Raw genomic sequence first — 20,215 nt, forward strand, 5'->3', positions numbered from 1 at the left:
ACCTCAGGAGGACACATGACACCCGACGACCTGACGAGCAGAACCGCGGTGGTGGTCGGCGCGAGCCGCGGCCTCGGTGCCGGGATCGCCACGGCGCTGGCGGGAGTCGGCGCACGGGTCGTGGCGGTGTCCCGCACCGCAGCCGTCACTGCCGGCCCAGGCGACGGCGACGGTGATATCCGGGATATCCGGCACGAGACCGCCGATGCCGGAGAAGCGACCGTCGCAGGACGCCTGCTCGACCGCTACGACCCGGAGATCGTCGTGTTGGTGGCCGGTGCCAGCCCGCACATGCGGGCGCTTCAGCAGCAGACCTGGGAGACGTTCTCGGTCAACTGGGAGACCGATGTGAAGATCGCATTCCACTGGCTCCGGGAGGCGCTGCTCAGGCCGCTTCGCCGTGGTGGCCGGGTCATCGTGGTCAGCAGCGGTGCCGCACTCGCCGGGTCACCGCTCAGCGGAGGGTACGCCGGAGCGAAGGCGACCCAGCGGCTTATCACCGGCTACGCCCAGGCCGAGGCCGAGCGCGCCGGACTCGATCTCACCTTCACCGTCGTGCTGCCCAGATTCGCGCCGGAGACCGACTTGGGCCGGTCGGCGGTCCAGGCGTACGCCGCCCGCGCCGGCCGTTCGGTGGCGGAGTTTCTCCAGCCCATGGGCCCGCTGGTCACCCCCGAGATCGCGGGAGCGGCGGTGGTCCGGCTGTCGACGACCGACCACGCTGCGGTTGCCCAGGCGTACCTGCTGACCGGTGCGGGCCTCCAGGAGCTCAGCTGAGGAGGCCGGAGCGGGTGTGGACGGCGCTGGACCACGTGCGGGACTGTCGGTGACCTGTGACAGATTTCGTCTCGTGGCCGAACGTCCTGACCTTCCGCTCGCCTGGGTGGAGCGCCTGCGCGGCGTACTCGACGCGTTCCCGGAGTGCGAGGAGGACTCGGCCTGGGTCGGCCTGCGGTGGCGGGTCGGGCAGGCGACGGTCGCGCACGCCTTCGGTGGCGAGGACCAGCTGTTCCGGATCACGTTCCGCGCCGAGCCCGACGAGGTGGTCGCGTTCATGCATCTGGGCGCGCCGTACTTCAGGTGCGACTGGGGCCGCGACGTCGTCGGGTTGTTCCTGGACGAGGACACCGATTGGGACGAGCTCGGCGAGCTGCTCACCGACTCCTACTGCATCCAGGCGCCTCCGCGCCTGGCCGACCTGGTCGAGCGGCCCGCAGTCAGCTGAGCCGTCAGCTGAGGTGGCCCTCGAGCTCGGCGTGGCCGGCGTGCTCGAGCTGCTCGGAGACCAGCAGCATCCGGTTGGCGTCCTCGCGGCCCTGGAGCGCACGGCCGTGGGCGATCACCCGGGCGAAGGCGGCGGCGCGGAGGAGTACGTCGGCGAACTCGCGCTCGGCGATGCCGCGCAGCACCTCGTCGATCATCACCCGGACCTCGTCCGGGCCGGGCGGTTCGGCGACGCCGGCGACCACGTGGGCGACGTCGGCGTGGACCCTGCCTTCCTCGAACTGGCTCGCGGCCAGCAGCGGGTCGGCGTACACCCAGCTGCGCAGCGCATAGAGCCGCCACAGGCAGCCCGCCACCGACTCCGGCGGCGCACCGGACCAGAGCTCGGCGAGCTGGTCCAGGCCTTCCGACTCGGCCAGCCGGAGCACCCGGCCGGCGATCTCCGGGTCGTCGCTGGCCTGCGCGCCGCGGACGATCAGAGTGGCCACGGTGTCGGCGGCCTCGCGGAGGGCACCCGCGTCCGCACCGGTGGTCGCGTCCTCGAAGTACGTCGAGTCGCGCAGCATCGGTCGGTGGTGCGGGCGGTCGGTCACCGCTCCAGAGTACGTGCCGTTTGGGGAGGGCCGAACCCGGCCGATATGTCAAGACTTGTCTCGATGCCGGGGTAGCGCCGTACACTCGCAAGTGCGTCGGGCCGCGGCAGCCCCGGGTCCCAAAATTAGCCGCTGCGAGCGGCCACGCGCCGTGAGGCGCTCCCGGCCCGACGCGCCAACTCTTCTAGGCTGACTGTCATGGTCGAGCCCACGTATGCGCCCAAGGCCGACGGCCGCCCCGATCCCGGCGAGGTCGTCTGGGGCTGGGTCCCGTACGAGGAGAACGACGGCCGCGGCAAGGACCGGCCTGTGCTCCTGCTGGCCAGTGCGGGCGCCCACGTCTATGGGCTCCAGCTCAGCAGCAAGGACCACGACCGCGACGCTGCCGACGAGGAAGCCCACGGCCGGCACTGGATGGATGTCGGCAGTGGCGGCTGGGACCCCGAAGGCCGGCCGAGCGAGGTGCGGCTCGACCGGCTGCTCACTCTCGACGCCGCGACCGTACGCCGCGAGGGCGCCGCCCTGGACCGTGAGATCTTCGATGCCGTCGTTGCCGCTGCGCGGGAGTTCCACGACTTCGGCTGAGGTCCGGCCGGCGGCCGACGGCCGTGGTGGCATTCTGGTAGGGCTGACTCTGCTCTAGAGTTTATTGAGTTACGTGGTTACCGTCTGCTTTGGTTGCGGTACTACTCAATGTCGGCGCCTATTCTTGCGCGCCGCTGTGGTCATCGTTCTGTGGTTGCGGTTCGGTTTATGTTCGGCGGTGGAATCGGAGATCGCCGTTGGGCATTCTTTCCGTGGAATAGCGGATGTCGTGGGCTCGGTGATGATGATGCGAACACAAGAGGGTTCCGTCCGCGAGGTTGGTCTTTCCGCCTTTTGACCACGGCTTCAAATGATGCGCCTCACACCACGATGCCGGGATCGTGCAATTCTCGCCGCGGCACCGCTGGTCGCGCAGCCGCATCGCCTTGTGCTGGGCGAAGGAGAAGAGTCGCCGGGTGCGGCCGAAGTCCACGATCTCGGACTTGCCACCGAGGACGACGGGGATGATCTCGGCGGTGCAGGCCAGGCGTCGTGCCTCGCCGGCGGTGATCTTGTCGTCGGTGCCGACGAGGCCCCCGCTGGCAAGACCGCGTGTCAGTGACTCGCGGTCGATGGTGACCATGACCGTGGTCGCGGCTCCGCCATGGTCAGGCAGCTTGCTCGGGTCGAGGTGTTCCAGCAGAGCACAGAAGGCTTGGCCACGAGCCCGGTGCTGAGGTGTGGCGGTGGTCTGTTGGCGAGGTGAGGTGTACGCGTCCAGGTAGGTCGCCAGCCTGGTCGCCGCTGCATCCGGCAGCAGCCCGCTCAGCCGGGTCGTGCCGTCGCCGCGCCTGGTTAGGGTGAGGCTGGTGGTCTCCCAGGCCCGTGCTTCCTCGCGCTGCAGTTGTTTCGCTTCTTCGGCTTCGCCGACCTCGGGCGCGACCACGTCGAGGATCCGCCGGCCGAGCACCCGCAGCTGCTCCGGTCCGTGGTGCTCGGCCGCGTCGACCAGGTGCTCCTCGGCCTGCACCAGCAGCTCAGGGTCGAGATCGGCAGGGAGCTCGTCCAGCGCCCGCGCGATCACCCGGGCCTGCGCGAGATTCACCACGCCGTCGGCGACCGCCGTACCGAGCCGGGTCCACCGGGTGTCGAGCCCGACCGCGAGGTGCTGCTCCGCGCGACACGACTTCGGGCTCGCCTGGGTCTCATGGGCCAGCCACGCCGCCACATCCCGGGCGCCGGCGTCGACGGCCACGTCGTCCGCGGCGGCCATCACCTTCAGCCGCAGGGCGGCCAACTGGACCTCCAACCGAGCGAGCGTAAGCAGGGCATCAGCCTTCTCGCTGGTACGCATGAAAGCGGGCTCGACCCCGGCCACCTCACCCAGCGCGGCTTCGATAGCGGCGGCACAGAAAAGCACCGGATGTGGCGGATTGACAAGCATTCTTCCGGCACCTCCCCCGAAGCACGCCGATTGACTGAATAAGACCATCGTACATACGTTCGAGCGAGAGATCAAGAAATGCAACCGAGTTATCCGAGGAAACCGCAACCATAGAAAGTCGACCACGGGCGGCCGTTAGCCGGCAGCCAACCGCAACCAAGTACCGCAACAAGAAGCAGACGGTAGCCACGTAATTCGCTAACCGAAGCCCCGGCCCGAAGCAGCCCGCAGCGCACGGCGCGCCGGAGAGACGGAGTAGGTTCGACGTCATGGAGACCAGGAAGCTGGGAGACGTAGAGGTCAGCGCGATCGGGCTGGGCGCGATGCAGCTGTCGACGCGCGGCGCCGACGGCACCCTCCCGGACCGCGACCGCGCGTTTGCGACGGTCCACGAGGCGCTGGACCGTGGCGTGACGCTCATCGACGTCGCCGACTGCTACGCACCGAACAACCACCCGAAGGACAACGGGCTGGGCCACAACGAGGAGCTGGTCGCCGACGCGCTCCGCGGCCGCAGCGAGGACGTCATCGTCGCCACCAAGGGCGGCATCCGGCGACGCGGCGGTGAGTGGCCGGTCGACGGCCGGCCCGAGTGGATCCGCGAGGCGGTCGAAGGTTCGCTGCGCCGGCTCGGCGTCGACGTGATCGACCTCTACCAGAGCCACCGGCCGGACCCGACCGTGCCGTACGCTGAGACGATCGGCGCCTTCAAGGAGCTGTACGACGCCGGGAAAGTGCAGAGGGTCGGCCTGTCGAACGCCAACCCCGCGATGATCCACGAGGCCCACGGCATCCTTGGTGACGCCCTGGTGAGCGTTCAGAACCAGTTCAGCCCGAGCTTCCGCAGCAGCGAGCCGGAGCTGGAAGTGTGCGAGGAGCTCGGCCTGGCGTTCCTGCCGTGGGAGCCGCTCGGCGGGATGCGGCACGCCGCGGACCTGGGATCGGACTTCGCGGCGTTCGGTGAGCTGGCGGCCAAGTACGACGCCAGCCCGCAGCAGGTCTGCCTCGCCTGGATGCTGGCGAAGTCTCCGAGCATCATCCCGATCCCGGGCGCCAGCCGGCCGGCGTCGGCGGCGGGCTCTGCGGACGCCGTACACCTCAAGCTCGAGCCGGAGGACTTCGCCCGCCTCGATGGGTAGGGGTTTGACAGGTCAGTCACACCGGCGGAAAGCCGGGTTTGCCGCGGCTGCGAGTTGGCTATGGTGTCAGGGTGCGGCTGAGGAACGACCCCAGCTGAGAGAGGCTGTGGTGAGTTCTCGACGGACGTCGATGTTGGTGTCTGTGTGCGCGTTGGCCGTGGTCGCCGCCTGTAGCGGTGACACGGACCCGAAGTCCGACCCGACCAAGCCGACGAGTTCGTCGGCCACCCCGATCGACCTGACCTTCGGAGTGTACGGCGAGCCCGATGAGGTCGCGGCGTACCAGGAGGTCGCCGACGCCTACAACGCCGAGCACCCCGAGGTGACTGTCAAGATCGAGGCCACGAGGTCCGAGGCCGAGTCGATGACCGCGGTCGAGACGGGCGCCGCTCCCGACATCTACCTCGCCAACAGCCGCAACCTGCACAAGCTGCAGACCGAGGAGCTGACCCAGCCGGTCGACGAGCTGCTCGACGAGCGCGGCGTGGACTTCGGCGACGGCTACCAGCGCGGTGCCCTGCTGGCGTTCAGCGGCAACAACGCGCTCCAGTGCATGCCCTACGCGATCTCGCCGATGGTCATCTACTACAACACTGACCTGATCAACTTCCAGGCGATGCGCAACCGCGACATCGACGCGCCGTCCGAGCACAGCACCTGGACGCTCGCGCAGTTCGCGGCCGCCGCTCAGTGGGCGACCCAGCCGAAGAAGAAGGCGCGCGGGGTGCACATCGACCCGACACTCGACGGGCTGGCGCCGTTCGTCTACTCCGGCGGCGGCACGGTCTTCGACGACGACCTGGAGCCGACCGCGACCTCGTTCTCGAGCGACGGCTCCCGCGGCGCCCTGGAGGAGACGCTCGAGGTGCTCCGCAACCCACACGTCACCCTCACCGACAAGCAGCTCCAGCGTCGGTCGGCGGTGGAGTGGTTCGAGGCCGGCCGGCTCGGGATGATCGCCGGCTACCGCGACCTGGTGCCGGAGCTGCGGAAGGCCAAGGGCCTGAACTTCGACGTGATGGCGATGCCGGTGCTCGACGACAAGACGACCGTGGGCGACGTGACCGGCATCTGCCTGTCCGCGGAGACCGACCACGACGCGGCGGCCGACTTCCTGGTGCACCTGCTGTCGGTGGAGTCGGTGACCACCGTCGCCGAGGCGGGCTACATCGTGCCGGCCAACCTCGAGGTCGCGGTCTCCGACGCGTTCATCCAGCCGTCGCTGCTGCCCGCCCACGGCAGCACCTTCAACGCCACGATTCGGCACATCATCCCGCCGCCGATGGTCCCCGACTGGACCGCGGTGGACGAGGCGGTCGCGCAGGGCCTGCAGGAGCTGATGGACGTCCCGGTCCTCGACGCCGAGGAGATCACGACCACGACCGAGGAGATCGACGAAGCCTCGCGGGCGATCCTGAGCCCCGAGGACGAGTCCGAGTCGCCGAGCGACTAGTCGGTCTCGGGTTCCTGGTCGGCGGTGAGGATGGCGTCGACCAGCACCGGGCCGACGAGTGAGATCTGCCAGGGGCGGGCGCCGTACGCCGCGAGGGCGACGCCGATCTCGTCGGTCAACGCGGGCTCGTCGCGAGTCTCGGGCGGAGTCCACAGCACCCGGCGCAGGTAGTCAGGGGTCAGCAGGTTCTCGGCCGGCACGTTCTGCTCGGTCGACAGCGCGGCCAGCGCGGCCCGGGCCAGGGTGAGTCGCCGGGCGGCGACCGGGTCCTTCTCCGCCCACGCCCGGGGGATCGGCGGGCCGTCGTTGCGGGGAGCGCGAGTCGGCAGCTGCTCCTCGGGCATCTCCTTGGCCTGCTTGATCGCGGCCGCCCACCTGTTGGCGTAGCGCTCGGCGCCGCGGCCGTGGAAGCCCTTGGTCTTCAGCAGCGCCCCGCGGTCCGGCGGCATCGCCAGCGCGGCCTCCACGATCGCGGAGTCCGGGAGGATCCGGGTCGGCGTGACGTCGCGGTCCGAGGCGATCCGGTCGCGCAGCTCCCACAGCGCCCGGACCGCGCCCAGGCCGCGGCGGCCGCGGACCTTGTGCAGCCCGGAGGTACGGCGCCACGGGTCGGTGCGCACCGTGACCTGGTGCCCGAGCAGGTAGTCGAACTCCTGGCGCGCCCACTCGTCCTTGCCGGCCTCGGCCAGCTCCTTGGACAGCACCTCGCGCAGCTCGATCAGCACCTCGACGTCGAGGGCGGCGTACTCACACCACGGCTTGGGCAGCGGGCGGGTGGACCAGTCGACCGCGGAGTGCTCCTTGCGCAGTGACTTGCCGAGCGTGGTCTCGACCAGCGTGGCCAGCCCGACCCGCGGATAGCCAAGGAGCCGGCCGGCGAGCTCGGTGTCGAACAGGGACGACGGGATCAGCCCGACCTCGGCCAGGCAGGGCAGGTCCTGGGTGGCGGCGTGCAGGATCCACTCGACGCCGTCGAGGGCGGTCTGGAGTGGCGCCATCGACTCGAACGCGGTCGGGTCGATCAGTGCGGTGGCGGCGCCGTCGCGGCGGATCTGGATCAGATAGGCGCGCGCGGAGTAGCGGTAGCCGGAGGCGCGCTCTGCGTCGATCGCGACCGGCCCGGTCGCCGCGGCGAAGGTGCGGCAGACCTCGGCCAGGGCGGCCTCGGTCTCGACCACGTCCGGCAGCCCGTCGCGGAGCGTGAGCAGTGGGACCGGGGTGGGTTCGGCAGCGGCCTCAGCGTCGGCGGCGGCGCTTGTGTTGTCTTCGACCGACATCAGCCTCGCCCGCGCTGTCCGCGCCGGCTCGGCATCGCGGCCACTCCGTCCGGGACCGGGGGCAGCCCCGCGGCGGTACACAGCAGCTCGCCCCACGCCTCGACGTGGGCGGCGAGTGCCAGGTCATCAGGTGTCCAGGACACCCGGATCTCGATCTGGGCGGTGGTGGCCTCCTCGGCCATGCCACCGAAACTCTCGGTTGCCACCCGGGTGATAGTGCCAGACGGCGCGGAGTACGCGGCACCGTGTTCAGCCAGTGCCTCGGTCAGCCAGGACCAGCCGACCTCGCCGAGCATCGGGTCGGCGGCCAGCTCGGGGTCGATCTCGGCGCGGACGTAGCCCACGCACCGGAACGTCCCGCCCCAGGCGTCGTTGCCGGCGGGGTCGTGCAGCAGGATGATCCGGCCGGTGGCCACGTCGTCGCCGTCGATGGTCACGTCGGCCGACAGCGCCGATGCGTACGGCGCGATCCTCTGGGGCGCCGGCATGTCCTCGCAGAGCACCTCGGGCCGCAGGCGTGCGGACTGCATGCTGGCCACTGCCGTGCGGAACTCCGACGGCTCCATGCCCGCACCCGAACCCGGGTGCGCCTCCTGGCGGACGACCATGGGACCACACTAGATGGCCGCGGAGATTCCCGATGCGAAGCCACGCCGCCTGACCTGGGAGGATTCAGCCCGTGACCGCTCCCAACGCCGAATTGTCCGCCAGTCCGTTCCTCCGCGCCGCCCGTGGCGAGCCGGTCGACCGGGTGCCGGTGTGGTACATGCGGCAGGCGGGCCGCTCGCTCCCGGAGTACCTCAAGGTGCGCGAGGGGATCGGCATGCTCGAGTCCTGCATGGACCCCGAGCTCGTCGTCGAGATCACCCTGCAGCCGGTACGCCGCTACGGCGTGGACGCCGCGATCTTCTTCTCCGACATCGTGCTGCCGCTCAAGGCTGTCGGCGTCGACCTCGACATCAAGCCGGGCGTCGGCCCGGTCGTCGCCTCACCGGTGCGCACCCTCGCCGACGTCAAGGCGATCCCGGACCTGACGCCGGAGCACGTCCCCTTCATCACCGAGGCCGTCCAGGGTCTGGTCGGCGAGCTCGGCGGTACGCCGCTGATCGGCTTCGCGGGCGCGCCGTTCACGGTCGCGTCGTACCTCGTCGAGGGCGGGCCGTCCAAGGAGCACGCACTGACCAAGGCGCTGATGTTCGGCGCTCCCGATGTCTGGGACGCGCTGATGCGCAAGATCGCCTCGATCTCGGCCGCCTACCTCGAGGTCCAGGTCGCGGCCGGGGCGTCGGCGGTGCAGCTGTTCGACTCCTGGGCCGGTGCCCTGACGCCGGCCGACTACGAGGCGCACGTGATGCCGCACTCGGCCCGGGTACTGGCGGCGGCCGGGGCGCTTGGCGTACCCCGGATCCACTTCGGCGTCGGCACCGCCAACCTGCTCGGGCTGATGGGGGAGGCCGGCGCGGACGTGGTCGGCGTGGACTGGCGGACGCCGCTGGACCGGGCGATCCCGCTGGTCGGCGACCGCTCGGTGCAGGGCAACCTCGACCCGACGCTGGTCTTCGCGCCACCCGCGGTGATGACCGAGCGCGCCGCGCAGATCATCGACGCCGGCCGGGCCGCCCGTGGCCACATCTTCAACCTCGGCCACGGCGTGATCCCGTCGACCGACCCCGACCAGCTGAAGCGGCTCACCGAGTTCGTCCAGTCGTATGAGCTCGGCTGAGTCAGGCCCGAAGCGGCGACTCGGGCGGCGCCTGGCGATCGGCGTACTCGTCGGTCTGGTGGTTCTCGGCGTTGTCGCCCTTGTCGCCCTTGTCGGCTGGCGCTGGTTCGCGACCTGGGAGCCGGACCGCGACCGCTACCCGCTGCGCGGGATCGACGTCTCCCATCACCAAGGACCGATCGACTGGCCGACGGTCGCGAAGGACGACGTCGCCTTCGCCTACATCAAGGCGACCGAGGGCGGCGGCCACGTCGACGACCGGTTCGCCACCAACTGGGAGCAGGCGCGGGCCGCCGATGTTCCGGCCGGCGCCTACCACTTCTTCACGTTCTGCAGAACCGGCGCCGAGCAGGGCCGCAACTTCGTGGACACCGTCCCGGTCGAGACCGACGCGCTGCCGCCGGCGGTCGACCTGGAGTTCGACGGTCAATGCAGCGACCGCCCCTCTGGCGACGCGCTGCGCGCGGAGCTGGAGGCCTACCTCGCTGTCGTGGAGAAGGTATACGGCAAGCCCGCGATCCTCTACGTGACGCCGGACTTCCTCGACGAGTACGGCGACTCCCTGCCGGAGCGGGACCTGTGGTGGCGCGCGATCGTCAGCTCACCCGACGGCGACTGGCGGATCTGGCAGTACCACTTCCGCGCCAGCGTCGACGGCATCGACGGCCCGGTCGACCTCAACGTCTTCGAGGGCGACCGGGACGCGTTCGAGGCCTGGCGCTAGCTCTCTGCGGCGACCTCGGCCGGCTCCGGACGGCGCCGGGAGGTACGGCGTACCAACAGGGCCACGGGTACGCCCACCAGGGCGAGCACTACGGCGAAGGGGAGTACGGCGCCGGCGACGGTCGCGGCAGCGGTGCCGGTCTTCACCAGCCCGGACCAGCCGGCGTCCAGGCCGGCCAGGAAGCCGCTGTCGTCGTCGTCCTTCTTCTCCTTCTTCTTCTCGGTCTGCTCCAGGTAGACCGTGATCGTGGACAGCGAGGTCTGGTCCTTGAGGTAAGCCTGCTGCGACTTCAGCGAGTCCAGGTCGGCCTGCCGCCGCGACAGCTGCGACTCGATCGAGATCACCTCGGCCAGCGTCTGCGCCTGGGCGAGCAGGGCCTCGATCCGGGCCAGGCTCTTCTCCTGCGCCCGCACCCGGACCTGGTTGTCGATCACCTTGGTCGTGACGTCCTTGGCGGTCTGGCTGGACGACTCGACCTTGGCGATGCCTTCGAGGGCCTTCATCGCGTCGTCGAACCGGTTGCTGGGGATCCGCAGCACCATTCGCGAGCTATGGGTCTTGCCGTCGTCGTCGACCGCGGTCTCCTCGTCGGAGACCTGGCCGCCGTAGGTGTCGACCATCTTCTTCACATCCAGCCGAGCCTTGGCGACGTCGTCGCCGCTGAGCGAGATGGTGCCGGTGGCGATGATCGCCTGGGTCGCGGCGGGCGGCCGCGCGGGCGCCTGGTTGCCGGCTGCGCGACCGGCGTCATCGCCTTCCAGGTAGTCGGCTGGGGCCTCGGCCTCGTCGGCGGCGGCCTTGCCGGCCACGGTGGTGCCGCCCGCGTCGTCGGAGTCGGAGCCGCCGCTGGCGCAGCCGGCAAGGACGACCGCAGCGGCCGCCATGGTGGCGAGTACGACGCCGAGCCGGCGCCGGTGGTGGGTTCGCGTTGTCGAGGTCATAAGCGTCGGACGCCCCTGCTAGGGGACGGGTTCCGCACCGTTGTCAGACTGAGACCATGACGCGGGTCGTGGTGGTGGGTGCCGGGATCGCCGGCCTGACGGTGGCTCACGACCTTGCCCGCGACCCGGATCTCGACGTCCTCGTCCTCGAGGGCGCGCCGCGGGTCGGCGGCAAGCTGCTCACCGCGGAGGTCGGCGGGGTGAGCGTCGACGTCGGCGCCGAGGCGATGCTGGCCCGGCGACCCGAGGGGGTGGCGCTGGCCCGCGAGCTCGGGCTCCCCGTCGTACACCCGGCCACCACCTCGTCCCGGCTGTGGCTCGGCGGTGAGCTGCGGCCGCTGCCGCGGTCGGTGCTCGGCGTACCCGTCGACCTCGACCAGCTCGCGGCGTCCGGCGTACTCACCCCGGCCGGGCTGAACCGGGTCCGGGCCGAGCCGTCGCTGCCGCCGACCGAGCTGGCCGGCGACGTCTCGGTCGCCGAGCTGGTCGGCTCCCGGCTCGGCGCCGAGGTGGTGGACCGGCTGGTGGAGCCGCTGCTCGGCGGCGTGTACGCCGGCCACGCCCGCGCTCTGTCCGCCCGGGCGACGGTGCCGCAGGTGGTGTCGATGCTGGACCGCGGCTCGCTGGTCGAGGCGGCGGCCGCGCTGCCGGTCACCGATACCCCGGTCTTCGCCGGCATCGAGGGCGGCGTTGGCCGGCTGCCGCTGGCGCTGGCCGAGGGGCTGACCGTCCGTACCGGCGCCACGGTCCGCGAGCTGCGGCGGCGCGCCGAGGGCGGGTTCGAGCTGGTCGTGGGCTCGGCCGCCGCGCCCGAGCTGATCGCCGCCGACCGCGTCGTACTCGCCACCCCGGCCGCGCCCACCGCGCGCCTGCTCGCCGACCTCGCGCCGACCGCGGCCGCCGAGCTGGCCGCGGTCGAGTACGCCTCGATGGCGATCGTGACCCTCGCCTTCCGAGCCGCCGACGCCGCTCTGCTCGGGACCGACGTGTCCGGCTTCCTGGTCCCGCCGGTCGAGGGCCGCACGATCAAGGCGTCGACGTTCTCCTTCGCCAAGTGGGACTGGGTCCGGGCTGCCGGGGGAGACGTCGCCGTGCTGCGCACCTCGCTCGGCCGGCACCGCGAGGAAGCCGTCCTGCAGGCGGCCGACGACGAGCTCGTCACCGCCTCGCTCGCCGACCTGAAGGCCGCCACCGGCCTCGCCGCGACGCCGGTGGCCAGCCAGGTCCAGCGCTGGGGCGGCGGCCTGCCGCAGTACGCCGTCGGTCACCTGGACAAGGTGGCCAGGATCCGGACCGCGATCGCGGAGGTGCCCGGCCTCGCGGTCTGCGGCGCGGCGTACGACGGCGTCGGCATCCCGGCCGTCATCGCCTCCGCCCACCGCGCTGCGGCTGAGGTGGGCCAGGCAGAATAGGCGCATGTCCAAGGCAGCCAAGGCCCGCGAGATCAACGACACCATCCGCTACACGATGTGGTCGGTCTTCCAGCTCGGCGACGTGCTCGGCGACGACGCCGACCGCGCGGCCGAGGCGGCGGAGGTGGAGGCGCTGTTCGAGAAGCTGGGCGGCGAGGACACCGTGGTCCGCGGCACCTACGACGTCTCCGGCCTGCGCGCCGACGCCGACGTGATGGTCTGGTGGCACGCCGAGACCAGCGAGCAGCTACAGGACGCCTACAACCGATTCCGGCGTACGACGTTCGGCCAGCGGCTGCTGCCGGTCTGGAGCCAGCTCGCGCTGCACCGGCCGGCGGAGTTCAACAAGAGCCACGTCCCGGCGTTCCTGAACGACGAGGACCCGAAGGCGCACATCTGCGTCTACCCGTTCGTCCGCTCCTTCGAGTGGTACCTCCTCGAGGACGCCGAGCGGCGCCGGATGCTGGCCGAGCACGGCAAGATGGCGCGCGACTACCCCGACGTCCGCGCCAACACCGTGGCCAGCTTCGCGCTCGGCGACTATGAGTGGATGCTGGCGTTCGAGGCGGACGAGCTCTACCGGATCGTCGACCTGATGCGGCACCTGCGCGCCTCCGACGCCCGCCGCCACGTCCGCGAGGAGGTGCCGTTCTTCACCGGCGCCCGCACCTCGGTCGCGGACCTGCTCGACCGGCTGCCGTAGCGGGAACCGGCGTGGCGGGGTGCTCGTCGTACCCCTATGAAGCGCACTCTCGCCCTCGCGGCACTCCTCTTGCTCGTCGCCGCCTGTGGCAGCGAGACCACCTCCGGATCCGACGGCCCGGGCAACGCGCCGTCCGACCCCGACCACCCGCCGCTGCCGATCTCGGTCGACCCGCCCAAGACGGCGGTGACCGGCATCGGCACGGTCATGGACACCGGCCGACCCGAGCTCTGTCTCGGCGCGGTCGCCGAGTCGTACCCGCCGCAGTGCGGCGGCATTCCGCTGACCGACTGGGACTGGGCCCGGCAGCGTGGCCAGTTCGAGCACCAGGGCGACGTCCGCTGGGGCAGCTTCGTGGTCACCGGGATGTACGACGGCACGACGATGAAGGTCACCAAGGTTGTCTCGTCGGCGCTCTACGACCCGCCGGCCGATCCGGGCGCCGAGGAGGACCCGTTCGCCACGCCGTGTCCGGAGCCGGACGGCGGCTGGCGGGTCGTCGACGAGACCAAGGCTGACGAGACGGCGATGGAGGCGGCGTTCACCGAGGCTGCCGAGCTCGACGGGTACGGCGGTGCCTGGATGGACCAGCACCTCGATCCGCAGCAGAGCAACGACCCCAGCAAGGCGATCGTGAACGTCGCGGTGACCGGCGACCCCGCCGCGGCGGAGGCCGAGCTGCGCAAGGTCTGGGGCGGGGCACTGTGCGTCAGCAAGGCCAGGTACACCGAGGCCGAGCTGACCCGGATCCAGGACGAGCTGATGGACCTGCCCGATGCCTACAGCGCTGGCAGCGGGCGCGACCAGGTCACCGTCGACGTGCTCTGGGACGACGGGTCGCTGCAGAAGTGGGCCGATGACGCGTACGGCGCCGGGCTGGTCAAGGTCACGTCCGCTCTGAGGCCGACCCAGCAGCGAGTCCAGCCGGCGGGATAGTCGCTAAAATACAGTAAGTTAGTACACAATGGAGGCATGGCCACCCTCACCGTGCTGCCCTTGCTGCAGCTTCTCCGCGACCACGCAGACGACGCCGACCTGCTTGAGCTGCTTGACCCGGACGACCACGAGCGGTCCTGGTCCGAGCTGCTGAGGACCGATGACGCCCAGCTCTGGCTGATCTCCTGGCCGCCCGGCGCCCGCACCGGCTGGCACGACCACGGCACCGCGACCGGCGCGTTCACCGTGCTGCGCGGCCGCCTGGTCGAGCACAGCTGGTCCGACGGCGGCGTCGTGGTCCGCGCCCAGGAGGCCGGCGACGCGCACGCGTTCGCCGGCGGCCACATCCACGAGGTACGCAACGAGGACGACCGGCCCGCGCTCTCGCTGCACGCCTACTCGCCGCGGCTGGCCACCATGACCCGGTACGCCGTCAAGGGCGGCCAGCTCGAGATCGCCGGCGTGGAGCAGACGGGCGTCGACTGGTGAGCCCGATCTACACCGATGCCGTCTACTTCGACGGCATCGACGCGATGCTCGACGACGCCCGCTCCCGGTTGCGCCGGGTCAGCGCCCGGACGGCGTACCAGGAGGCGCTGTGGGACCGCTCGGTGCTGCTGGTCGACATCCGGCCGGCGGCCCAGCGGGCGGCCGAGGGCGAGCTGCACGAGGTGATGCGGCCGCTGGTGATCGAGCGGAACGTGCTCGAGTGGCGGCTGGACCCGCGCAGCAGCGCGAAGATCCCGCAGGCGGCGTACGACGCACGCGTGATCGTGGTCTGCCAGGAGGGCTACACGTCCTCGCTCGCCGCCGACGCGCTGGTCCGGCTCGGTGTCTCGCGCGCGACCGATCTGGTCGGCGGGTTCGCGGCCTGGCGGCAGGCCGGGCTGCCGATCAGCTCGGCTGTGACTGCTCCTGACCTGCGGTCGGCCCATCAGCCTGCTCGACTGGCTCAAGCGTGATCGCGATCGAGTTGATGCAGAAGCGGTCGCCGGTGGGCGTGCCGTACCCGTCGGGGAAGACGTGGCCCAGGTGTGAGCCGCAGTTGGCGCAGCGCACCTCGACCCGCTTCATCCCGTGGGAGCTGTCCTCGATGTACTCGATCGTGTCCGTGATCGGCTGGTAGAAGCTCGGCCAGCCACACCCGGAGTGGAACTTCGTCTCGCTCCGGAACAGCTCGGTCTGGCACGCCTTGCAGCGGTAGACGCCGACCGTCTCGGTGTCGGTGTACTCGCCGGTGAAGGCCCGCTCGGTGCCGGCCTTGCGGAGTACGGCGTACTCTTCCGGCGAGAGCTGTGCGCGCCACTCCTCGTCGGTCTTCTCGACCTGGTATCCCATGGCGCCAACGGTAGCCGCGCCCGCCAGCGACCGGGGAGCGGCGGTCAAGTCGTAAGAATTCGGAAATCTAGAAAGATCTCGGGACATATGTAACGCCTCGCCCAAGTCATGACATGTGGAGGGTAAGGCGCCCGGTGGTGCGGAGTCCCCCGCTCGCACCACCGGCGCGCCTGACCAAGACAAACGAGGAGAGCGAGATGGATCCGGAGGCCGACAACCCGCTACGGGTAGTCATCCCGGATCTGGCGCCCGATCCGGAGTTCATCGGCTTGCTTGCAGCGCGCGCGGCCGCCTCCAGATCGAGCGCGCCGTCACCGCTGGCGGGGCCCGGCCTGGGGGTCCGGGTCGCCGCCGCGGCGGCCGGCGTCGTGCTGGTCATCACTGGTGCGGCCGTTGCCGCGGCCAAGCTTGCCGGTGATGGATCTGCCCCATCGCCCACCGGGCCGCCGCCCACTGCCGCCCCTACGGAGGGGATGACGGCGCCGGCCGACGCCGAGGGCGGCCCGGCGCGGAACGCCTCCCCACCCAAGCCGCCGGTGGACCGTGGGGGGACGCCGGCCGGCACACTTGATGACGGGCCCGAGTCGAGTGACCCGGAGCCCAGCTCGACACCGTCCACGCCGTCCGAATGGCCGGACACCTGCGAGGAGTGGCTCGACTGGTTCGAGGAGCGCGGCTACGACGTGAGCAGCTACGACTGCGACCGGATGCGCGACCGGAACTGGGACCGCGACTGGTACCGCGACAGCGGCCGCGACCGGGACGGTGACTACGGCGGCCGTGACCGCCACAATGACGACTTGGGACGGGAGCCCCAGGGTGAATGAAGAGAGTCCAATGATCGGGAGGGTGGCAATCAGGGTGCCGGGTGAGTGTTGACGATCTGATACTGCGCGCGAAGGACGGCGACCCGCAGGCCTGGCGTGAGCTGTACGCAGCTCACGCCGGGCGCCTTGTCGTCTGGCTCCGAACGCTGCCGACCGGCGACACCGCCGTGGCACCGGACGACCTGGCCGCCGAGGCCTGGCTGACCGCTGCCGAGAAAATTGCCGGCTTCTCGGGCTCCCGCTCGGAGTTCGCCGGCTGGCTGTTCGGGATCGCCCGCCTGCTCGCCACGAACGCGCGCCGCCGCAGCAACCGGCGCGCCACCTCACCGAGCGACCTGCTGCACGGACACGCCAGCGACCATCACCACCTCGCGCCGGTCCCGGACGTCGGCCACCAGGTGATCGGCGAGGAGTGGGTGCGCGGCGTACTCGCCGACCTGCCCCGCCGTGAGCGCGAGGTCGTCGCCTGCATGGATGTGGTCGGGCTGGACGTGGAGGGCACGGCCGTGGCGCTGGGCATGAGCCGTACGGCGGTGCGGGTCGCCCGGCACCGCGCGCTCACCCGGCTGCGCCGTACCGTCGTCCTCGCCCCGTCCTGAACCCCACTCGGTAGGTTGGCGCCATGGCCACGCCACCTGCCGCAGAGGTCGACGCCGACGGCACTCCTGTACGCGTTTCCAGCCCGGACCGGGTGATCTACGAGGCGACCGGGCGCACGCCCGAGGTCACCAAGCTGATGGTCGCGGAGTACTACGCGAGCGTCGGCGACGGGATCATGCGGGCGCTGCGGAACCGGCCGACCGCGCTGGAGCGCTGGCCGTCCGGCGTACGCGAGGGGATGAAGCTCGCGACCGGTCCGCAGGACCGCAACGCCGAGGCGTTCTACCAGAAGCGGGTGCCCAAGGGCGCGCCCGACTACCTCGAGACCGCGACGATCACCTTCCCCTCCGGCCGGACCGCCGACGAGATCTGCCCGACCTCGCTCGCCGTCCCGGTGTGGTGCGCCCACATGGGCACGATCACCTTCCACCCATGGCCGGTCCGGTCCAGCGATGTCGACCGGCCCGACGAGCTGCGGATCGACCTCGACCCGCACGGCGACACGACCTGGTCCGACGTACTCCGGGTCGCCGGCGTCGCCCGGGAGCTGTTCGACGAGCTCGGCCTGGTGGCGTTCGCGAAGACCTCCGGCAAGGCCGGCGTCCATATCTACGTCCGGATCGAGCCGAAGTGGGAGTTCGTCGACGTCCGGCACGCCGCGATCGGCTTCGGCCGCGAGCTGGAGAAGCGCGACGCCGGCGTCACCACGGCCTGGTGGAAGGAGGAGCGGGGCGACCGGATCTTCGTGGACTTCAACCAGAACTGCCGCGACCGCACCATCGCCTCGGCGTACTCGCTGCGCCCGGCGCCCGGTGCGCCGGTCTCCACGCCGCTGACCTGGGAGGAGCTGGCAGAGGTCACCGACCCACGCGAGCTCAACCTGTTCACGGTCCCGGAACGGCTCGCCGCGCAGGGCGATGCCTGGGCCGCGATCGACGACGTGCACTCCTCGATCGAGCCGCTGCTGGCGCTGTTCGAGGAGCAGGGCTCGGTGGAGCTGAACTACCCACCCGACTACCCGAAGATGCCCGGTGAGCCGCCGCGCGTGCAGCCGTCGAAGAAGGTCGAGGCGCACTGGGACGCCGACGGAAACCGAATCGAGGACGTGAGCCGATGACCGAGGACAACCGCAAGGCGCGCAACCCTGGCGAGCCGCCGAAGAGCGGGCCGGCGGGCGCCGAGCGCTGGGTGGGATTTCTGGACTGGGTGCGCGAGGAGATGATCGACGGCGTCCTCGGGCTGTCGGCTGCCGAGCAGCGGACCACCCGGCTGCGCTCCAGATGGACGCCGATCGAGCTGCTCTCGCATGTGACGCACATGGAGCAGCGGTGGTTCGTCTGGGGCTTCCTCGGCGAGCCGGTCGACGACCCGTGGGGCGACTGGTCGGTCGACGACCCGACCATCTCCAACCCCGACGGCCGCTGGGTGGTCGCCGACGAGGTCACCGCCGAGGAGCTGGTCGCGCGGCTGCGGGCGATCGGCGAGCGGACCCGGGCCATCCTCGCCGAGCACCCGCTGGACGCGACCGGCGCGACGGGTGGGCGGTTCACCGAGAACCCGCCCACGCTGGAGTGGATCTGCTTCCACGTGCTCGCCGAGTACGCCCGGCACGCCGGCCACCTCGACATCGCGGTCGAGCTCGGGCGCGGTCAGGCGCCCTCGACCACCTCGTAGATCTTGTCGGCGACCAGGCCGTGCGCCTCCCGGTGTACGGCGATCGCGGCGTCGGCGTCGGGCGCCTCGACCAGGCAGAAGACCTTCCCGTTGGCCTCGTCGACCCAGTAGCGCTGGTAGCTCACGCCGTACTCGCCCTGCGTGCCGAGGTCCGCCTGGTGGGCGCCGGCGACGTCGGCGACGGTCGCGCCGTCGGGCAGCTGCTCGTGTACATCCATGAAGAGTGGCATCTGAGTTCTCCTTCTTGTTCGGCACTCGGGTGCCGGTTCTCGGTGACACACTGAGTCTCATGCCGGGGCCGCTGGCGGGCCATGACCGAGCGCCCGCCGTACCTGACCCAGACCCCACGTCCGCACTCGCGGACGCGCTGGCCCGGCTGCGCCTGGAGGGCGCGATCTTCCTACGCGGCGAGTACTCCGAGGCGTGGGCCTACGAGTCCCTGCCTTCGGCCGACGCCGCCGCTGTCCTGGCGCCGGGCGGCGCCCGGGTCCTGCTGTTCCACGTGGTCGCGGCGGGCCGCTGCTGGGTCGAGGCGGGCGGTGAGCGGCACTGGGCGCAGGCGGGCGACGTCGTCGTGCTGCCCTACAACGACGAGCACCGGATGGGTGGGGTGGCGCCCGCGAGCTGTGTGCCGATCGCTGCCCTGATCGACGATCCGCCGTGGGAGCGGATGCCGGTGATCGAGCACGGCGAGGGCGGCGCCCGGACGTCGGTCGTGTGCGGCTACCTGACCTGCGAGGATCCGCTCTTCGACCCACGGCTGCGCGCCTTCCCACCGCTGTTCGTGGTGAGCCCGCCCGACGGCCCCGGCCGGGACTGGGTGCGCGCGAGCATCGACTACGCGATGGCGCAGACCGCCCAGATCTCGCCCGCCCGGTTCGAGGCGCCGGCCCGGGTGCCGGAGCTGCTCCTCGTCGAGATCCTCCGGCTGCACCTGGCCAGCGCGCCGGCCGCCGAGCGCGGCTGGGTCCGCGCGCTCCGCGACCCGGTCCTCGCGCCGGCACTCGCGGCGATCCATGGCTCGCCCGACCGTAAGTGGCGGGTGGCCACCCTGGCCCGCGAGGCCAGCGTGTCGGAGTCACTGCTCGACGAGCGCTTCCGGGCGGTGCTCGGGGTCGCGCCGATCCGGTACCTCACCGAGTGGCGGATGCATCTGGCCGAAGATCTGCTCCGGTCGACCGAGCTGGGCCTGGCCGCGGTCGCGCGGCGGGTGGGCTACGACTCCGAGGTGGCGTTCAGCCGGGCGTTCAAGCGCGCCCACGGCGAGGCGCCGAGTGCCTGGCGTGTACGCCGGCCCCGGTAACCCGAGGGCCCTCAGCCGAACGTCGCCAGCGCCAGGCCGACCAGCGGCGCGAGCACGGCGAGCCCGGCAAGTCCGGCCAGCCAGGCAACCAGCCCCTGCCGGACCGGGCCGCGATCGGCGAAGGCCGGGCGCCGGCGCAGCACGACCAGCGCGATGTACGCCGCACCCGCCAGCGCGACGAACAGCAGCACCGCGATGTACGCCGCGAGCGGCAGGCCGTCGGTCCAGGAACCGTCGCGCGCGTTGCCGGCGGCGTCCGGGTAGGAGTCCCGCCAGGTGTCGATCGCGAGCACGAACAGCAGCCCGAGCGCGGTACCGATCATCGCCGAGGCCGCGCCGATCACGCCGAGCGCGGCGCGCAGCGGATGAGCCGTCATGA

General features: G+C 71.2%; 25 protein-coding genes. 17 read left to right on the forward strand and 8 right to left on the reverse strand.

Features of this window, described 5'->3' with window-relative positions:
* Nucleotides 1–15: 15 nt before the first annotated feature.
* The gene (locus DDV73_RS03665; RefSeq protein WP_109505892.1) at nt 16–777 is read left to right on the forward strand and encodes an SDR family NAD(P)-dependent oxidoreductase; all 762 of its coding nucleotides are present in this window, start codon (nt 16–18) and stop codon (nt 775–777) included.
* Between the two features lie 73 nt (nt 778–850).
* The gene (locus tag DDV73_RS03670; protein ID WP_109505893.1) at nt 851–1,225 is read left to right on the forward strand and encodes an MmcQ/YjbR family DNA-binding protein; all 375 of its coding nucleotides are present in this window, start codon (nt 851–853) and stop codon (nt 1,223–1,225) included.
* 4 nt (nt 1,226–1,229) lie between these two features.
* Here DDV73_RS03670 and DDV73_RS03675 read toward each other — a convergent pair whose 3' ends face one another.
* Nucleotides 1,230–1,817, reverse strand: coding sequence for a hypothetical protein (locus tag DDV73_RS03675; protein ID WP_240617100.1), 588 nt, complete (start codon nt 1,815–1,817; stop codon nt 1,230–1,232).
* 198 nt (nt 1,818–2,015) lie between these two features.
* Here DDV73_RS03675 and DDV73_RS03680 point away from each other — a divergent pair, with 198 nt between their 5' ends.
* Entirely contained in the window at nt 2,016–2,402 is a 387-nt protein-coding gene (locus DDV73_RS03680) for a type II toxin-antitoxin system PemK/MazF family toxin (protein WP_109505894.1), read from the forward strand.
* 166 nt (nt 2,403–2,568) lie between these two features.
* Here the strand turns inward: DDV73_RS03680 and DDV73_RS03685 are convergent, their stop codons facing one another.
* Nucleotides 2,569–3,651: a DUF222 domain-containing protein gene (locus DDV73_RS03685; protein WP_161962277.1), complete on the reverse strand. Its 1,083-nt coding sequence runs from the start codon at nt 3,649–3,651 to the stop codon at nt 2,569–2,571.
* A gap of 404 nt (nt 3,652–4,055) precedes the next feature.
* On the opposite strand from DDV73_RS03685, the gene DDV73_RS03690 reads away from it, so the two are divergent.
* Together DDV73_RS03690 and DDV73_RS03695 are read left to right on the forward strand one after the other, a co-directional pair.
* The gene (locus DDV73_RS03690; RefSeq protein WP_109505896.1) at nt 4,056–4,925 is read left to right on the forward strand and encodes an aldo/keto reductase; all 870 of its coding nucleotides are present in this window, start codon (nt 4,056–4,058) and stop codon (nt 4,923–4,925) included.
* A 142-nt stretch (nt 4,926–5,067) separates the two neighbouring features.
* Entirely contained in the window at nt 5,068–6,378 is a 1,311-nt protein-coding gene (locus DDV73_RS03695) for an extracellular solute-binding protein (protein WP_161962278.1), read from the forward strand.
* Here DDV73_RS03695 and DDV73_RS03700 read toward each other — a convergent pair.
* Together DDV73_RS03700 and DDV73_RS03705 are read right to left on the reverse strand one after the other, a co-directional pair.
* Nucleotides 6,375–7,655, reverse strand: coding sequence for a ribonuclease D (locus tag DDV73_RS03700; protein WP_109505898.1), 1,281 nt, complete (start codon nt 7,653–7,655; stop codon nt 6,375–6,377). The genes DDV73_RS03695 and DDV73_RS03700 overlap by 4 nt on opposite strands.
* On the reverse strand, nt 7,655–8,263 hold the full coding sequence (locus DDV73_RS03705) for a DUF3000 domain-containing protein (protein ID WP_109505899.1): 609 nt from the start codon (nt 8,261–8,263) through the stop codon (nt 7,655–7,657). The genes DDV73_RS03700 and DDV73_RS03705 overlap by 1 nt, the downstream gene beginning before the upstream one ends.
* A gap of 71 nt (nt 8,264–8,334) precedes the next feature.
* On the opposite strand from DDV73_RS03705, the gene hemE reads away from it, so the two are divergent.
* Both hemE and DDV73_RS03715 read left to right on the forward strand, forming a co-directional pair.
* Nucleotides 8,335–9,378: a uroporphyrinogen decarboxylase gene (hemE, locus tag DDV73_RS03710; protein ID WP_240617101.1), complete on the forward strand. Its 1,044-nt coding sequence runs from the start codon at nt 8,335–8,337 to the stop codon at nt 9,376–9,378.
* Nucleotides 9,365–10,102, forward strand: a complete 738-nt coding sequence (locus DDV73_RS03715) for a GH25 family lysozyme (protein ID WP_109505900.1) — start codon at nt 9,365–9,367, stop codon at nt 10,100–10,102. The genes hemE and DDV73_RS03715 overlap by 14 nt, the downstream gene beginning before the upstream one ends.
* Here the strand turns inward: DDV73_RS03715 and DDV73_RS03720 are convergent.
* Nucleotides 10,099–11,043: a DUF4349 domain-containing protein gene (locus DDV73_RS03720; RefSeq protein WP_109505901.1), complete on the reverse strand. Its 945-nt coding sequence runs from the start codon at nt 11,041–11,043 to the stop codon at nt 10,099–10,101. The genes DDV73_RS03715 and DDV73_RS03720 overlap by 4 nt on opposite strands.
* Before the next feature lie 56 nt (nt 11,044–11,099).
* Here DDV73_RS03720 and hemG point away from each other — a divergent pair, with 56 nt between their 5' ends.
* The 5 genes from hemG to DDV73_RS03745 are packed head-to-tail and all read left to right on the forward strand — an operon-like array spanning nt 11,100 to nt 15,056.
* Nucleotides 11,100–12,455 (forward strand): protoporphyrinogen oxidase, encoded by a 1,356-nt coding sequence (hemG, locus tag DDV73_RS03725; protein ID WP_109505902.1) that lies wholly within the window; start codon nt 11,100–11,102, stop codon nt 12,453–12,455.
* Between the two features lie 4 nt (nt 12,456–12,459).
* Nucleotides 12,460–13,158 carry a hydrogen peroxide-dependent heme synthase gene (gene hemQ, locus DDV73_RS03730; RefSeq protein ID WP_109505903.1) on the forward strand — a complete coding sequence of 233 codons (699 nt, stop codon included), beginning with the start codon at nt 12,460–12,462 and terminating at the stop codon, nt 13,156–13,158.
* 36 nt (nt 13,159–13,194) lie between these two features.
* On the forward strand, nt 13,195–14,094 hold the full coding sequence (locus tag DDV73_RS03735; protein ID WP_109505904.1) for a hypothetical protein: 900 nt from the start codon (nt 13,195–13,197) through the stop codon (nt 14,092–14,094).
* Nucleotides 14,095–14,130: 36 nt separating this feature from the next.
* Nucleotides 14,131–14,583, forward strand: a complete 453-nt coding sequence (locus DDV73_RS03740; RefSeq protein ID WP_109505905.1) for a cysteine dioxygenase — start codon at nt 14,131–14,133, stop codon at nt 14,581–14,583.
* Entirely contained in the window at nt 14,580–15,056 is a 477-nt protein-coding gene (locus DDV73_RS03745; protein WP_240617102.1) for a rhodanese-like domain-containing protein, read from the forward strand. The genes DDV73_RS03740 and DDV73_RS03745 overlap by 4 nt, the downstream gene beginning before the upstream one ends.
* Here DDV73_RS03745 and msrB read toward each other — a convergent pair.
* On the reverse strand, nt 14,989–15,432 hold the full coding sequence (gene msrB / locus DDV73_RS03750; protein WP_109505906.1) for a peptide-methionine (R)-S-oxide reductase MsrB: 444 nt from the start codon (nt 15,430–15,432) through the stop codon (nt 14,989–14,991). The two genes, DDV73_RS03745 and msrB, sit on opposite strands and share 68 nt — an antisense overlap.
* A 197-nt stretch (nt 15,433–15,629) precedes the next feature.
* Here msrB and DDV73_RS03755 point away from each other — a divergent pair, with 197 nt between their 5' ends.
* Genes DDV73_RS03755 through DDV73_RS03770 form a run of 4 tightly spaced genes read left to right on the forward strand, consistent with a single transcriptional unit; the run spans nt 15,630 to nt 18,533 of the window.
* The gene (locus DDV73_RS03755) at nt 15,630–16,259 is read left to right on the forward strand and encodes a hypothetical protein (protein ID WP_109505907.1); all 630 of its coding nucleotides are present in this window, start codon (nt 15,630–15,632) and stop codon (nt 16,257–16,259) included.
* A 41-nt stretch (nt 16,260–16,300) separates the two neighbouring features.
* Nucleotides 16,301–16,858 carry an RNA polymerase sigma factor gene (locus DDV73_RS03760; protein WP_109505908.1) on the forward strand — a complete coding sequence of 186 codons (558 nt, stop codon included), beginning with the start codon at nt 16,301–16,303 and terminating at the stop codon, nt 16,856–16,858.
* Nucleotides 16,859–16,881: 23 nt separating this feature from the next.
* Nucleotides 16,882–17,976, forward strand: coding sequence for a DNA polymerase domain-containing protein (locus DDV73_RS03765; RefSeq protein ID WP_109505909.1), 1,095 nt, complete (start codon nt 16,882–16,884; stop codon nt 17,974–17,976).
* Nucleotides 17,973–18,533 carry a mycothiol transferase gene (locus DDV73_RS03770; RefSeq protein WP_109505910.1) on the forward strand — a complete coding sequence of 187 codons (561 nt, stop codon included), beginning with the start codon at nt 17,973–17,975 and terminating at the stop codon, nt 18,531–18,533. Before DDV73_RS03765 ends, DDV73_RS03770 begins: the two co-directional genes overlap by 4 nt.
* Here DDV73_RS03770 and DDV73_RS03775 read toward each other — a convergent pair.
* Complete coding sequence (locus tag DDV73_RS03775; protein ID WP_109505911.1) at nt 18,509–18,763, reverse strand: DUF4242 domain-containing protein; 255 nt, start codon at nt 18,761–18,763, stop codon at nt 18,509–18,511. The two genes, DDV73_RS03770 and DDV73_RS03775, sit on opposite strands and share 25 nt — an antisense overlap.
* 59 nt (nt 18,764–18,822) lie before the next feature.
* On the opposite strand from DDV73_RS03775, the gene DDV73_RS03780 reads away from it, so the two are divergent.
* Entirely contained in the window at nt 18,823–19,836 is a 1,014-nt protein-coding gene (locus tag DDV73_RS03780) for an AraC family transcriptional regulator (protein ID WP_109505912.1), read from the forward strand.
* Between the two features lie 11 nt (nt 19,837–19,847).
* Here DDV73_RS03780 and DDV73_RS03785 read toward each other — a convergent pair whose 3' ends face one another.
* Complete coding sequence (locus tag DDV73_RS03785; protein WP_109505913.1) at nt 19,848–20,213, reverse strand: hypothetical protein; 366 nt, start codon at nt 20,211–20,213, stop codon at nt 19,848–19,850.
* Nucleotides 20,214–20,215: the final 2 nt, after the last annotated feature.

Source organism: Nocardioides speluncae (assembly GCF_003121585.1).
GTDB lineage: Bacteria > Actinomycetota > Actinomycetes > Propionibacteriales > Nocardioidaceae > Nocardioides > Nocardioides speluncae.

Bases quoted from the DNA above. Each gene is read 5' to 3' on its own strand.
- DDV73_RS03700 (WP_109505898.1), bottom strand. From the start codon at position 7,655: ATGTCGGTCGAAGACAACACAAGCGCCGCCGCCGACGCTGAGGCCGCT.
- DDV73_RS03755 (WP_109505907.1), top strand. From the start codon at position 15,630: ATGGATCCGGAGGCCGACAACCCGCTACGGGTAGTCATCCCGGATCTG.
- DDV73_RS03665 (WP_109505892.1), top strand. From the start codon at position 16: ATGACACCCGACGACCTGACGAGCAGAACCGCGGTGGTGGTCGGCGCG.
- DDV73_RS03720 (WP_109505901.1), bottom strand. From the start codon at position 11,043: ATGACCTCGACAACGCGAACCCACCACCGGCGCCGGCTCGGCGTCGTA.
- DDV73_RS03680 (WP_109505894.1), top strand. From the start codon at position 2,016: ATGGTCGAGCCCACGTATGCGCCCAAGGCCGACGGCCGCCCCGATCCC.
- hemG (WP_109505902.1), top strand. From the start codon at position 11,100: ATGACGCGGGTCGTGGTGGTGGGTGCCGGGATCGCCGGCCTGACGGTG.
- msrB (WP_109505906.1), bottom strand. From the start codon at position 15,432: ATGGGATACCAGGTCGAGAAGACCGACGAGGAGTGGCGCGCACAGCTC.
- DDV73_RS03780 (WP_109505912.1), top strand. From the start codon at position 18,823: ATGCCGGGGCCGCTGGCGGGCCATGACCGAGCGCCCGCCGTACCTGAC.
- hemQ (WP_109505903.1), top strand. From the start codon at position 12,460: ATGTCCAAGGCAGCCAAGGCCCGCGAGATCAACGACACCATCCGCTAC.
- DDV73_RS03785 (WP_109505913.1), bottom strand. From the start codon at position 20,213: ATGACGGCTCATCCGCTGCGCGCCGCGCTCGGCGTGATCGGCGCGGCC.
- DDV73_RS03770 (WP_109505910.1), top strand. From the start codon at position 17,973: ATGACCGAGGACAACCGCAAGGCGCGCAACCCTGGCGAGCCGCCGAAG.
- DDV73_RS03715 (WP_109505900.1), top strand. From the start codon at position 9,365: ATGAGCTCGGCTGAGTCAGGCCCGAAGCGGCGACTCGGGCGGCGCCTG.
- DDV73_RS03740 (WP_109505905.1), top strand. From the start codon at position 14,131: ATGGCCACCCTCACCGTGCTGCCCTTGCTGCAGCTTCTCCGCGACCAC.
- DDV73_RS03735 (WP_109505904.1), top strand. From the start codon at position 13,195: ATGAAGCGCACTCTCGCCCTCGCGGCACTCCTCTTGCTCGTCGCCGCC.
- DDV73_RS03765 (WP_109505909.1), top strand. From the start codon at position 16,882: ATGGCCACGCCACCTGCCGCAGAGGTCGACGCCGACGGCACTCCTGTA.
- DDV73_RS03775 (WP_109505911.1), bottom strand. From the start codon at position 18,763: ATGCCACTCTTCATGGATGTACACGAGCAGCTGCCCGACGGCGCGACC.
- DDV73_RS03705 (WP_109505899.1), bottom strand. From the start codon at position 8,263: ATGGTCGTCCGCCAGGAGGCGCACCCGGGTTCGGGTGCGGGCATGGAG.
- DDV73_RS03690 (WP_109505896.1), top strand. From the start codon at position 4,056: ATGGAGACCAGGAAGCTGGGAGACGTAGAGGTCAGCGCGATCGGGCTG.